The sequence below is a fragment of the Nostoc sp. genome (genome assembly GCF_036919595.1).
Taxonomy (GTDB): domain Bacteria; phylum Cyanobacteriota; class Cyanobacteriia; order Cyanobacteriales; family Nostocaceae; genus Nostoc.
On record NZ_JBALCO010000030.1, the window covers coordinates 1 to 13,392 of the forward strand.

At 41.1% G+C, this 13,392-nt stretch carries 13 protein-coding genes and 1 pseudogene; 6 read left to right on the top strand and 8 right to left on the bottom strand.

The genetic code is table 11. The features are described from left to right. Positions 1-54: 54 nt before the first annotated feature. Both V7K21_RS03810 and V7K21_RS03815 read right to left on the bottom strand, forming a co-directional pair. Entirely contained in the window at positions 55-930 is an 876-nt protein-coding gene (locus V7K21_RS03810; protein WP_335171672.1) for an MBL fold metallo-hydrolase, read from the bottom strand. A gap of 227 nt (positions 931-1,157) precedes the next feature. Beyond that, on the bottom strand, positions 1,158-1,919 hold the full coding sequence (locus tag V7K21_RS03815) for a 3'-5' exonuclease (protein WP_335171673.1): 762 nt from the start codon (positions 1,917-1,919) through the stop codon (positions 1,158-1,160). A gap of 230 nt (positions 1,920-2,149) precedes the next feature. Here V7K21_RS03815 and V7K21_RS03820 point away from each other — a divergent pair, with 230 nt between their 5' ends. Further along, complete coding sequence (locus V7K21_RS03820) at positions 2,150-3,451, top strand: pentapeptide repeat-containing protein (protein WP_335171675.1); 1,302 nt, start codon at positions 2,150-2,152, stop codon at positions 3,449-3,451. 66 nt (positions 3,452-3,517) lie between these two features. On the opposite strand, the gene V7K21_RS03825 is transcribed toward V7K21_RS03820, so the two are convergent. Then, positions 3,518-3,739 (bottom strand): type II toxin-antitoxin system HicB family antitoxin, encoded by a 222-nt coding sequence (locus V7K21_RS03825; protein ID WP_335171678.1) that lies wholly within the window; start codon positions 3,737-3,739, stop codon positions 3,518-3,520. 38 nt (positions 3,740-3,777) lie between these two features. Here V7K21_RS03825 and V7K21_RS03830 point away from each other — a divergent pair, with 38 nt between their 5' ends. Beyond that, positions 3,778-3,918, top strand: coding sequence for a hypothetical protein (locus V7K21_RS03830; protein ID WP_335171680.1), 141 nt, complete (start codon positions 3,778-3,780; stop codon positions 3,916-3,918). 909 nt (positions 3,919-4,827) lie between these two features. Here the strand turns inward: V7K21_RS03830 and V7K21_RS03835 are convergent. Continuing rightward, positions 4,828-5,685 carry an acyl-CoA desaturase gene (locus tag V7K21_RS03835; protein WP_335171681.1) on the bottom strand — a complete coding sequence of 286 codons (858 nt, stop codon included), beginning with the start codon at positions 5,683-5,685 and terminating at the stop codon, positions 4,828-4,830. Between the two features lie 129 nt (positions 5,686-5,814). Between V7K21_RS03835 and V7K21_RS03840 the strand changes: the two genes are divergently transcribed. After that, on the top strand, positions 5,815-7,044 hold the full coding sequence (locus V7K21_RS03840; protein WP_335171683.1) for a TetR family transcriptional regulator: 1,230 nt from the start codon (positions 5,815-5,817) through the stop codon (positions 7,042-7,044). A gap of 446 nt (positions 7,045-7,490) precedes the next feature. Here the strand turns inward: V7K21_RS03840 and V7K21_RS03845 are convergent, their stop codons facing one another. Then, the gene (locus V7K21_RS03845) at positions 7,491-7,913 is read right to left on the bottom strand and encodes a hypothetical protein (protein ID WP_335171685.1); all 423 of its coding nucleotides are present in this window, start codon (positions 7,911-7,913) and stop codon (positions 7,491-7,493) included. A gap of 681 nt (positions 7,914-8,594) precedes the next feature. On the opposite strand from V7K21_RS03845, the gene V7K21_RS03850 reads away from it, so the two are divergent. Next, entirely contained in the window at positions 8,595-8,789 is a 195-nt protein-coding gene (locus V7K21_RS03850) for a hypothetical protein (protein WP_335171687.1), read from the top strand. Between the two features lie 232 nt (positions 8,790-9,021). Here the strand turns inward: V7K21_RS03850 and V7K21_RS03855 are convergent, their stop codons facing one another. After that, positions 9,022-10,917 carry a DUF1565 domain-containing protein gene (locus V7K21_RS03855; RefSeq protein WP_335171689.1) on the bottom strand — a complete coding sequence of 632 codons (1,896 nt, stop codon included), beginning with the start codon at positions 10,915-10,917 and terminating at the stop codon, positions 9,022-9,024. Between the two features lie 174 nt (positions 10,918-11,091). Further along, entirely contained in the window at positions 11,092-11,316 is a 225-nt protein-coding gene (locus tag V7K21_RS03860) for a hypothetical protein (RefSeq protein WP_335171691.1), read from the bottom strand. Between the two features lie 306 nt (positions 11,317-11,622). Between V7K21_RS03860 and V7K21_RS03865 the strand changes: the two genes are divergently transcribed. Then, positions 11,623-12,741, top strand: a complete 1,119-nt coding sequence (locus V7K21_RS03865; RefSeq protein WP_335171693.1) for a thiamine phosphate synthase — start codon at positions 11,623-11,625, stop codon at positions 12,739-12,741. Between the two features lie 89 nt (positions 12,742-12,830). Further along, the gene (gene thiS, locus V7K21_RS03870) at positions 12,831-13,043 is read left to right on the top strand and encodes a sulfur carrier protein ThiS (protein WP_273763690.1); all 213 of its coding nucleotides are present in this window, start codon (positions 12,831-12,833) and stop codon (positions 13,041-13,043) included. Here the strand turns inward: thiS and V7K21_RS03875 are convergent. Then, positions 13,040-13,264 (bottom strand): annotated as a pseudogene (locus V7K21_RS03875) (penicillin-binding transpeptidase domain-containing protein); the annotation flags it as partial. The gene thiS and the pseudogene V7K21_RS03875 overlap by 4 nt on opposite strands. Positions 13,265-13,392 lie beyond the last annotated feature (128 nt).

A 13,392-nucleotide genomic window follows, 5' to 3' on the forward strand; every position in this document is an offset into this window, starting at 1 on the left:
ATTTACGATAACGCGGTGTGCAAAGACAGTCCCTGAAATGGAGTTCGGGAAGTGTCAATTCAAAGATTCCATCAACTCAATACACTTGTGCATCTGCTGGCGGATGGTTTCTTTATCAGCATGAAACCTTCGTCCATGACCTGGTAGCACCCACTCAAAAGAGTAATTAGCCAAGTTACGCATTGATTTAATCTGTTCTGACCAAGAATACCAGCAGAAATCGCGGAATGCGGCCAGTTGGTGCAAGCTTTCTGACCAAGCGAGATGGTCGCCAGTGAACAGAAACTTATTTTTATAAAGTAGGACAGTTTGTCCTTTAGTGTGACCGGGAACTGGAATAATTAATAAATCTGGAGTCAAAGTAAATGGTTCAAAACCAGTTAGCTGTATTTCCACATTGCGAGTACCCGCAGAAATATCATCAGCATGAAGGATGCGATCGCACTGGAAATACTCCGCAAATTTTTGATGATCTGCCACATCATCCTTATGAGTTAGGTATATATAGCGAATTCCACCCATCTCTTCTAAACGCTTAACTAAAGGCGGCGTAAAGCGGGGAGAATCCACCAAAATGTTACCTTCTGGAAGTTGAATTAAATAGCTAGCAGCACCATAAGATTTTTCAGAATGATAGCCACAGTTGTAAACATTTTCCGCTACTAATATTGGAAACTGTTGTTGAGCAACTTTGATATCTTTTGGTTTTTCAACTGTGCCAATAGAACTAGTAGGACATGCCAAAAGTGCTTCAAGTGCTGCTAATCTTTCTGCATCATTCGTTGGTTGATGATAAACCGCCGACTGTTCATCAACACGAGAAAACACTTCAGGAGTCATCCAGCGACAGGTATCACAATCAATACAGGTAGTATCTACATAAAAATCGCCGTTGAGATTTTGGGAACGACGTTGATTTAAATGAGCCATATTAATCCTTTTGCTTCCAGGCGTTTACTGGGGAGCGATAAACTCTATATCACTACGCTAGCAAAAGTGATTTGAGATTGTAGACTTCTGAAGGTTAGATATAGGCTATCTTAAAAAAGACAGCCTATCTGGACTTAAAGTTAAAGATTGCTCGCACCTCTAGCCAACGGCTGAGATAACATAGGCGCAATCGCTTTATTTGAGGAAATATATGAACTTTGCCTAGATTACTGACAAAATTCAATTTGGCTTACCATAAAAGGAAGTTCTTTGGTATCATCCACAGCCATTTTCCCTACCCAACTCTTAAGATCAGGAATCCATTTAAAACCTGCCTTTTTTGCAAGTTCCCTATTGTCATAGCTTACAAGAGCTTTAAACCAAGCTTTGGGTCTTAACGCCATTTGAAACATGGCGGTCAGGTTCTCCATCCGATCAAAAAGATATGCAATCAATTGACAGTCTGTTAATGCCCTATGATTTCCAAAAATACCAACATCATGCGCTGCTGCTAATTCAATAAGAGATTGACCAAATCGGATTTGCCGAGGCCATTCAAATTCAGTACAGGTACAAACCCAACGAAGCGGTTCATTTTTAGAGTTCAACAAAATAGGTAGCAGACTCTTCCCATTATTTGAAGAACCAAACCACTTCTGATCAAACTCAGCATTGTGTGCCACAATAACTTGCGCCTTCTTTGCCATCTCAGTTATCATCCACACACCTTCAGCCACTTGTTCTTCTGTTATTTCCATTAACGGTGCTGGCTTAATCCGGTTTATATGCTCTGCCGGATTATTCTCTGCTGGGAGAAGAGTTGAATATTGTTTGATAGTGGTTTGGTGCTTCACCGAATACAGAATAGCTCCTAGCTCTATAACCTGCCCTGTCTTAACGTCTAAGTCTGTGGTTTCTGTATCAAGGATTAGAACCTGATCGGGTATAGGAAACTGAGCATTGGATGAAACGAAGGAATTTTGGTTCATAATAGAAGTAGAAATAAATAATTGAAAACATGCCTACCAAGTTGAAAACTTGGGGGCATTTTTTTGGCTTTTTGCAGCCGAATATATACAGATTACTTTGCCGATGTTATTTTGTCAACACTAACGTAGTTAATATTTTTAGTATTACTACGGAATCGATAATACTATACGCTAGCGTTATGATTGTTATAGACTTCCTGATTAAGTTTTAAGTAGTGAATAGAGAATTTATGAGAAAAATTTGCTGTAGGTTAAAAGATTTGATGGAAAAACGGCATTTATCCCAATACCAACTAGCCAAACAAACTGGTATTAGTGTTAATGCCATTGGCAGGCTTTACAAGGAGGAGTTTGACCGGATTGATTGTCACACGGCTACGGTTTTGTGCGAGTACTTCCACTGTGACTTATGCGAGCTGTTTCCACTTGTGGCTGACTCATCAGCACGAGTGAAAGAGGATGAAATTCTACAAAAATATCAAGCTGGAGAGAGAGATTTTTCTGGAGTAGACCTAACAGAGGCAAATTTTAGTGGGAAAAACTTGACTGGGGTAAACCTGACTGGAGCTATTCTTGCTAGAGCTATCCTACAAAAGGCTGATTTGAGCAAGGCAAATTTGGATCAAGCAGATTTGGGACAAGCAGATATGGAAGGGGTAAATCTAAATTCTGCGAGCCTAAGAGCAGCAAAGCTTACTTCAACTAAACTAGTTTCTGCAAACCTGATCTATGCCGAACTGACTGAGGCTGATCTCAGCGACACTGACTTAGACAAAGCAGATATGAGATGGGCAAACCTCAGTAGAGCAATCTTAAAAGGAGCAAAATTAGATAATACAAATATAGTTAGAGCTAATTTTAGACAAGCAGATTTGACGAATGCCAGACTCAGGAAGGCAAATCTAAGTTGGGTAGACTTACGTGAAGTTAAGTTTATCAATGCTGATTTTAGTGATGCGATGCTAGAAGCCAGCAGCCTAACTGATACTGATCTGAGTAGAGTCAATCTAAGTAGAGCCAATCTTAGTCAAGCTGATCTTAGCAGAGCCAATCTCAACAATGCTGACCTTACTAATGCCAATCTAACTAAAGTAAATCTCAGTGAAGCTAATCTTAGCCAAGCTAACCTAACTCAAGCCAATCTTAGTCAAGCGAACTTCAAAGACACTGATGTAAGTAATATCATTTTAACTGGTGCTAATTTGAGCTACACTAACTTGAGCGGCTTTAACCTCAATAGGATTAATTTAAGTGGGGCTAATTTAAAAGGCGCTAATCTTAGTAATTCCTCTCTAAAGGGTACGAACCTTAGTCACGTCAAATTCGATGATACAGATATGAAGTCTGCTGACTTAACTGACGCTGACCTTACTGGGACTGAATTTTATGGTAATGACCAGTATGGTATGATACAACCGAAGGCGGACATAAGGGGAACAATATCACCTTCAGGAGATGTTTACAATGATGACATGAGTAATGGTATGGACTATGAGCGCAGTCCTGAAGACAAGTTATCTGAACATTTCTAGTTGTTAGGCTTCAATTGATTTTTGCTGAGAGAGTAATTGCAATCATTTTTGATCAAGTTTCGATAATTAGGTAACTTCGTCATCAACTATCGGTAGAGTATGACCCAAACGCAATCCTAGTACAATCCATCCTTCAAGAGTATATTGTAAATCCTCCCGGCAAGCTTCTAGTGTTGCAGCATTTGCCCACATTCCTCGACATTCTGGAATTTCGCCATAAAAAGTTCCATCCTCAAGCAACTTGTAGGTTGCTTTGTACATTGCTGTACGGATGTAATTTGTCAACATTTATATTTTTTAAAACTTTATTCAGCTTTTTAATCAATTTGGCTATAACTGAAATTTTACTTTTAATCGCAAATCCGCAAAGCTCTAATTATTATGTATATTTTTTAATTTATGAAAATGCGATCGCGCCCTTTTACCAACGCGATCGCGCATTTTTTGAATATCTAACTTTTACTTAAAGGGTCAATTTTGGATTCATAGTCGCATTGGGTTCAACTTTGTTGAGAATCCAGAATCAGGGTAAGAGGAGATTTTGCTGATTGATATTGGTACTGGCAATCGGGTGTATCGAAATGTTCCTCTTTGTTAAGCCAGAGGGTAATCAGCCTTGAAAGATAATTTTAGAACTCCCAAGAAATCGTTCCTTGAACTGTAAACGGTGCAGCAGGATTGGCTGCCCTCAAAAATGTCCCCTCGAAATATCTGACATCAAATAAATTCTTGAAGTTAAAAGATGCTCTTAAGCCGCCTTTTTTGTAGAAAAGTGCCGCATCAGTCCGTACAAAACCAGGTATGGTGTAAGAGTTATCTAATTCCTAAGCTGAGGTAGCGATGTCGTTGGAATGTGAGATTGCAGAGTGTTTTTGTATTCATAGTCGCATTGTGTTCAACTTTGTTGAGGTTCTGGAATTGAGTAGTACTTTAGCGAACGCAGATTCATTTTGTATTTGTTGAGAAGATACTTTCTGAACAACGCAAAACCAAATAGAGCTTGTGACCAAAAAAATCTTTAATATTTGCTTCAATACCATTTGCCACCCCTACACCTAGTCTTTACTTAACTGTTACTCTCAACAAAGTAGCAAATAGCTGCTGTTTACTGAGATTAGCAATCAATAACTTGAGAATAAATATTACAGGAAATGACTAAACAATTGCAAATGATTGTCAGATTTTATTTACAAAGAGAGATGACAGACAGCAAGATTTTACTTTTACGGCTGTGATTTCAGTTACTTTTTTCACACATGATATATTACTGAGATTTGGGGCGTTGCGATTTTACCGTGAAATACTACTGATAAAAATTAGTAAGCCGACTGCAAAAAGCAATCGGCATAACAAATTCATGATAATTTAGTTGCAATTTAGCCGTGAGTTGCACTTTGAGGAGGACGCGAAACAACTTTTTTGGCTAAACCTAAAGTCTGCAAAACTAGGATGCTCCACCAAGTAACATCAATTTCCCACCAAGACAACCCAGATTTTGCCATGTGGGGATAAGTATGATGGTTGTTGTGCCATCCTTCTCCATAAGTAACGATGGATACCCACCAAAGATTACGAGCGCCATCATTAGCATCAAAGGTGCGATAACCCCACAGGTGTGATGCTGAGTTCACAAACCAGGTTGAGTGCCAAAGCAAGACACATCTGAGAAACACTCCGTAAAATACAAAAGACCATCCTCCTAAGGCATATAGCAGCAGCCCAAAGGGTATTTGTAATAGCAAGAAGTAGCGATCTAGCCAGCAATAAAAGGGTTGTCTTGCTAGGTCAGGAGCATATTTTATATAGGTGTCATAGTCAAAAAATTCTGAACGCGGGTAGAAAATCCACAGTATATGGCTCCACCAAAATCCTCTTTGGGCAGAATAGGGGTCTAAATTGATATCTTCCGTGTGGGCGTGATGCTGGCGATGTCCACCTACCCAAAAAATGGGCCCGCCTTGCAAAGCCAGCGCTCCAATGAGGGCGATCGCATACTCTAACCACTTAGGAACCTGGAAACTTTTATGGCTCAATAGCCGATGATATCCCAGGCAAATACCAATGCTCCCGAATAACCAGTGAAGAAACACTAGCAAACCTAATGCTGGCCATGAGAAAAACCAAGGAGCCAGAAGTGCTAAAGCATGAAATGTAGTAAAAAATACTACATTTGTCCAACTGAGTCGAGGTGAGTTGCCTCTCTCAGGGGCGATCGCCCCAAAATTTGCGGTCATAAAAATTCCTGTTGATGGATGATAAAGCGATTTGCTTGTCACCCGGAGGGGAGAGTAGAGCAAGTATCACTTACATTTGTTATGCTAGCAGAACTCTGATAACCGTGCAAGTGCCACTTGCATTTTTCTATGTCATCTCAACTCATTTCCACTCGTCAACGCCTGATTCAAGCTGCACTTGAGTTGTTTTCTGCTCAGGGAGTTAGCGCTACCACAACCCGCCAAATTGCTGAAAAAGCTGAAGTCAACGAAGTGACTCTATTTCGGAATTTTGGCAATAAGCATGGATTACTTTTAGCTGTACTGGAAGAGTCCGCAGCCTTCAAGGATTTAGGTGAGTCACTGGTGCGGCGGGCAACACCTCCTGGTAATGTTTACCAAGCTCTTAAAGATTATGCAAGTGATAGCTTACATGCATTAGAAAGAGTACCAGAGTTTGTCCGATCTGTGGTAGGTGAAGCTGACCAATTCCCGGCAGAAAATCGCCGCGCACTAGGCAGGGGAGTAACTGAGGCAAACCGTTATGTAGCTCAGTATTTAGCTACTGTAATCCAGCAAGGACACCTAAATACCTATTTACCCGCAGAAAAATTAGCAAGTTTACTGAATGGGATGATTTTGGGATATGCAGTAATTGAGTTCACCAGCGAATTTCACGAACTTTGGGAGGATCGGAATGATTTTCTCGAAAATTTGGTGGAATTGTTTTTACATGGAGCCATGTCACCCTCAGCAGAATCAGCAACAAACTGCTTACAAGGAGGGTTAAATACCATAGAAGTAGCTGATTTGCCAGCTAGTTTAGTTCACGAAATTCTGCAACAGTCCAGGAAATTTGGAGTACGAGATTATGCCTTGGCTTACGTATTATTTGGGGCTGGGTTATCTGCCACAGAAATAACTAGCTTAGAGCGATCGCACCAAATCTACGATACTCAAGGGCACTTCCTGCAAATCACAATCCCCGGATTTGTCCGTCAAGTCCCTGTGAATCAGTGGATTTTGGGCAAACGCTACGGTTCTTTTACCAATAATCCTTTAATCAAATGGCACAAAAGCCGTAAAGATGCTCAAACAGCCATGTTTTTGAATGAAACAGGCAAACCGCTCTCAGAATCAGAGCTTCAGACACGTTGGCAAGTATGGAGTGAGGGACTGTTAACTCCCCAAGCACAAACGCCAGTAATCGCTCAGGCACAACAAACCTGGCGCGTAGAAATGTTAATGCGGGGGATCACCTTAGAAAACCTGAGTATTTTAACAAGTTGCGATCGCGCCCAATTACAACCCTATGCCCGCCGAGCCAAAGAAAAAGCCGCCCTAGAGCAAGCCACCCGTTTAGATCATAAGCCAGGATAGCGAGTGGGGAGATAAGGAGTATCAGGTGGCGTTCTCCGAAGCAGAGCCAGTGATTAAACGGAGGTATCAACAATAACACTCATGTTTGTTGAGGTTGCTGCTTGTAGTTATAGCCTTTGTCATAATTGATAGTGCCAAAGAAGTTTAATACTTTGAGCTGCTTACGACGTTGAATATATCCACAAAGTGCTGTTTCAGAGAGAATCAAGGGTTCCCTGGCCGTCAAGTCGCTTCTTTACGAAACGCTGCGCGTAGCTTGCTTCTCCGTAGGAGTACGCTCCAATTAAAAATTGCATTTCTAGGGGGCTAAGTTGTTTTGCTCCAATTAAAAATTAAACTTAAGATTTAATTTTTAACTTTTAATTTTAATTCAAAAAAGGTCAGGAGCAATTGCCCTATTTGCAACCAGATAAAGGAACAATCATCAGGATGATGCAGTTAAACGATTAAGGTAAAACAACAGAGGTTTCTCTACCATTGTTGTTTGCACCATTCAAGATTGTAGCTGTACTCTCAGATGGGGATTGGGTGTTGCTCGAACGGCGTGATAATTTCTTGCGTGGCTTGCCTCCTGCCTGGATATATTGCAAACTGTCTTTGCCATAATGGGTTACCACACTCATTAACATCTTTTCAGAATAGCCGCGCAATTCTTCTTCAATTAAAGAGAGGCGACCTGCCATTTCATCTATGCTAGAGAGTAAAGTGTTGTAGGTAGATAGCTGGGTTTGCAAGGTTTGGATGCGGCTGTCGTAGTCTGTCAAACTTAATCCGTTGCCAAATTCTAGTGTAGGGCTAATTGATCGCATTCCTGCAATTCGACGGATAGCCTTTTCTAGAGTCGGTGAACTGCGTTTTAGTCGTGCCATAAAATGCGCTCCTGAAGGAAATTATAGGATTACTGAATGTACTGTAGCTAATGCAACCCTAAACTTCTCTGAGAAATAATTCGGAAAAATTAAAGCAAATTAAGAGCGACCTAATTATTTCTAGCTAATTACACTGAAATATTTATTAAAACTGTCAAAAATGTTACATAAGATAAGCAACAGATACCTCAAAGTCATGTTGAGGTACTTTAAAATCGTGTTGAAGTACTTCCAAGTCATGTTGGAGTACTTCCAAGTCATGTTGGAGTACTTTGAAATCGTGTTGAAGTACTTCCAAGTCATGTTGAAGTACTTTGAAATCGTGTTGAAGTACTTCCAAGTCATGTTGAAGTACTTTGAAATCGTGTTGGAGTACTTCCAAGTCATGTTGAAGTACTTTGAAATCGCGTTGGAGTACTTTCAAGTCATGTTGAGGTACTTTGAAATCGTGTCGGAGTTTTAGATAATGGGTTTTTTTAGCTCAACCCAACTTACGGCAAAGGCGATCACTAATTCAACTTACAGCTATTTTCAGGTAAATAAGACCACGCGGTAGGGGCGCAAGGCCTTGCGCCCCTACGACAGATGTGGTTGAAATACTTGAATTCTGGTGTATGCCTAACCGCGATCGCCTTTTGATCGACTTCCCAAAATACGATCACCCCTTTGATAAAAAGAGCGATGCCTCCCGACAGTCGAGATCCCAAAGATTTACCTGTGTTGGCTACAGCGATTGATGGCAAAGCGGAGATTATCGGATCTGGGGATAATGACTTGCGGGCTGATGATGACTTGAGAGGGGTAATGGCAAGCTATAGCATTCAGTTACTGGGTGTTCATTCTTTCCTGAAATATCTAGATGAAGGTGATGGATAAAGGATGCTTTCCCCGATCGCTCCCTAAAACAAGAACGCGATCACTAATTCAACTTATGCCTAACCGCGATCGCCTTTTGATCGACTTCCCAAAATACGATCACCCCCTTGACAAAAAGAGCGATGCCTCCCTACAGTCGGAAAGTGATCGCTCTTTCAAGTAGATCAATATTCATTTTGAGGTGCTTTTCTCGTTAATTCTATATCTTTTGCCCCATAGCCCAATTCCCTACTCAATTCAACGGTTCCATAATGGCTCTCAAACCGTTGCTAGAGAGTGTTTTTAGCATTTCTTTAGCGTTATATTCACTACTAAATACTCCTGCTTGCATAACTCTTTGACCATCCCAAACTGTGAGAAACGCATCAGGAGCAAGCGATCGCACTAAATCTTGATCTTTATTAGTTGCTAGCGGCACTACTACGCGATAACGTACACCAAATTGTCTTGCAGAGTTACCATTATAAGGAATACTTGCAGAACTTGTTCGCATCTTGCGAGTATTAGCAATGGGGATATTGTGATCAGGAACTGGCAAAAGTGCTTCAGCATTTGGGGCAGCAGTTTCTAGTATTGGTAATGGCTGCTGTGTTTGATCTCTTACGCTCGGAATTGGTGGCTGTGTTACTGAATTGGATGGGTACTGAGGAGCCGTAAACTCAATTGTATTAGGATCAATCCGCACATAATTCAACTGTGGTCTATCAGGCGGCTCTGCTGGACTGGAAGTTGCAACTCTTGAAGTGTCAGTTGGTATTTGTCTACCTAACAAGCTGCTAGGAGTAGGAAAACCGGCAACTTTAGAGGTGGCTTGCTGTTGATTGGATATGGGCACGGAAAGTGGCATATTAGCTGGCACTAATGGCAGCAATTGACTGTTTAATTGTGTAGAAACAGGATTATTTGGTGAATTAGTTGTCTCAGAAACATCAGCAGCCGAGAAGGTGATTTCTCCAGTTGGTGGTATTTCTCGTAACACATTATTGGCAGTAGGAGCAGATTGAGAACTTTGAGTTGCTAATGCTGTTGTACCGTTGATATCTACCTTGCCAGTAATGCGATCGCTCACAAGATTGTTACCAGCAGCAGAAATCACTTGTTTCGCAGCGCTGGCGTTAATATCGTAGCGAGCATTATTTTGAAATGCATTACCCCCAGGTTCGGATGCATTACCCAAATCTGGCATTGCTTGAGCGATCGCAACTAAACCATCTTCTTTATTATCTTGAATAGAATTATTCCGTAAAATCGGGCGGGCATTTGCTTGCACAACAATTCCCGATCTATTATTCTGAATTTGATTGCCTATGACTATAGGAGCGGCATTTTGGGCAATATTGATGCCATAACCTGTTTGGTGAAAAACATTTTCCTTCACTTGGGGACTGGAATTACCGGCAATTGTGATGCCATTGGCTCCATTGCGATCAAAATAATTCTTGCTAATGGTAGGTGCAGCATTACCACTAACGGAAATCCCATCCTGGGTACTACCAATAAATGTATTTTCTGCGACTACCGGATTGCTAGATTCAATCCATAAACCGTAACCACGGTGATTGGAGTTCGTCACCGTCACCCCAGTCAGGAAGGCTTGGTTTGCTCCGACAATTGCGACATTTTGACCGGCAAAACTCCGGCTCAGGTAATCACCACCTCCCTGAATGATAATATCCTTTCCTTGATTGCTAGGGTTACCTTGAATTGAAATACCCGGTTTCAGTATTAAGGGGAAAATCTCCCCTGTCTCAACGCTATAAGTGCCCGTGGAGAGCATAATTACAGTATTGGTATTAGCTAATCGCAACGCTTGGGTGATCGTTTTCACAGGAGCGGATTCGCTGCCATTACCTCTGCTGTCATCTCCGCCACTTGGGTTGACAAACAGCACGTTAACTTGAGAATTTGTTTTTTCACCCAGAGGTGCTGAATCTGGTGTCAATGGAATCTGAGCGATCGCACTACCCAGGCTTGTACCCAAGAACGCTATACTTACCGCTACCATGCCTACGGTAAAATATAATACTGAAAAAGTAAAAAATAAAAGCCTTGCTGATTTCAGAAACTTCAGCTTTGCAATCAGAACATCTACACTACGGTACTTAGAAAACATCCGAAGGGGAATCATCTTTGACACAACTCCTTATAAGTAACAATAAATTCTTATACTCTATAAAAAGTATTATGTCGATAATATTACCCATATATTGTGCAATTGGCGATTTTTAATACATAGTAATAATTGATATTGAGTTATTCTTTACAGCACTATCATCCCAGATGATAGTATTCGGGGTAGCGGCTAGTGAATTGACATCAAAAATTTGCTTTTGGCTATCAGGTTGGCGTTTAAAACAGGAAACGCATTTAGAGGGTCGTTTCCTTCCCAGGTAAAACGTCGATTTTCGATAATATCTTGAATCTCTTGGGAAACGTTTGATAAGAAGTTGTAACGAATTTGTCGCGATTGATTTACAGTATCTGAATTAAGAACATTCTCAAGTTCTCTAATGGAAACTATTTGCATTCCACCTTGATACCAACATTGATATTTAAATCTTCCTCAAAGACTAATGCTCTCTAAATAGTATCCATGCAGTCTCAAGTTTAATTTGCCCATTGAGGATTTTCTGGTGTATCCGCTCTTACCAGTCCTTTGTAAGCTTGTCGTTTACCGTCAAATACTTGACTAACCTTAGTGCAAAACTGTAGCCTCAAACTACCCTTATCACTGCCTATAGGAACATGGGATAATTTACCGTAACCCTCACCGCTACGTTATTTTGCGAAAATTACGCAAAGCTTAAGTAAAAAAAAAGCAAATTAATTAATTATGGTTACTAGGATATATGATAATTCCCACTTTGATGAAAGCACTAACGGGGTTGTTGTAATGGTCGAGCCATACAGCCAAAAAGAGCAAATACAGCAGGTTGTCTACCGCATTTTAGATGCTAATTTAGACCGTGCTCGTGAAGGCTTGCGAATTATTGAGGAATGGTGTCGCTTTGGGTTGAATAATGCCCAGTTGGCTCTTGAATGCAAGCGCTTGCGACAAGAGATAGCCAAGTTGCATACCCCGGAATTGCGGGCGGCGCGAGATACACCAGGCGATCCTGGAACTGAGTTAACCCATCCTCAGGAAGAACAACGAGCTAGTATAAAATCAGTATTGCAAGCTAACTTTTGCCGCATAGAAGAAGCATTGCGGGTACTGGAAGAATACGGCAAGCTTTACCACCCAACTATGGCTAAAGCTTGTAAGCAAATGCGCTATCAGGTTTATACCCTAGAAAGCAGTTTAATGGGTCATCAGCGCCATCAATTGTTGTGGCGATCGCGTTTGTATCTTGTTACTTCCCCTAGTGAAAATTTGTTGAACAACGTCGAAGCTGCACTTAAAGGTGGATTAACCCTTTTACAATACCGCGACAAAACCACCGATGATTCTTTGCGTTTGGAACAAGCGAGAAAACTCCGGCAGTTATGCCATATCTATGGTGCTTTGTTCATTGTTAACGATCGCGTGGATGTAGCTTTAGCTGTCGATGCAGATGGGGTGCATCTGGGACAACAAGATATGCCCATTGCTGTTGCTCGGCAATTACTCGGTTCACAGCGTCTGATAGGTCTTTCTACCACAAATAAAGAAGAAATGCAAGGAGCAATTGCTGAAGGTGTAGATTACATTGGGGTGGGGCCAGTTTATGAAACTCCCACGAAACTAGGTAAGGTCGCAACAGGTTTAGAATATGTCAGCTATGCAGCCAAAAATTGCTCAATTCCCTGGTTTGCTATTGGGGGAATAGATGCCAATAATATCAATGATGTGATCGATGCGGGAGCCGAACGTGTAGCAGTGGTGCGATCGCTCATGCAAGCCGAACAGCCTACCCTAGTAACACAATATTTCCTCTCCCAACTTAATCGCATTAAACCAGAACCTTTATAAATTCTAAATTTAAAATGGTTTTCTGCAACTTAGCACAAACGATGAAAAACTAGCCTCCAATGCCCCATGCCCAATTTCCAACATGACTTATGTCCAATGAAATTACGGTTCAGGTAAATGGGGAAACCCATAGCTGCTCGTTTCAAACTTCTTTACCCGATTTGCTCCAACAGTTGGGTTTTAACCCCCGCTTGGTGGCTGTAGAATATAACGGCGAAATTTTACACCGCCAGTTTTGGCCGCAAACAAAAGTGCAACCAGGCGATCGCTTAGAAGTGGTAACTATTGTTGGTGGTGGTTAGTTAATTTGAGCCAGCAAGCCTAAATCCTTGAGGCTGCGTCGTGTAATCCCGATCCGGGCGGGTGCATTTTCTGATTTATGCATATCAAGGGTTGTGACGAAAAAGTAGACGTTTTTATTTTGCTCTAAATAACCCACGAACCAACCAACTTCTGGTTTGGTAGTCGTTAACCATCCTGTCTTTCCTCACAGTGTGTAGTCTGGAGTTTGTTCACGTACCAATTAAAAAGATTTTATTGATAGCATAGTTATTACTATTTTCTTAATGAAAATTTTATTCTTTCTCGAAGAGTATATATTAAAAAATCTTAAGATATGGCACTGAAACTATTCTTAATAGATTAGCTGTT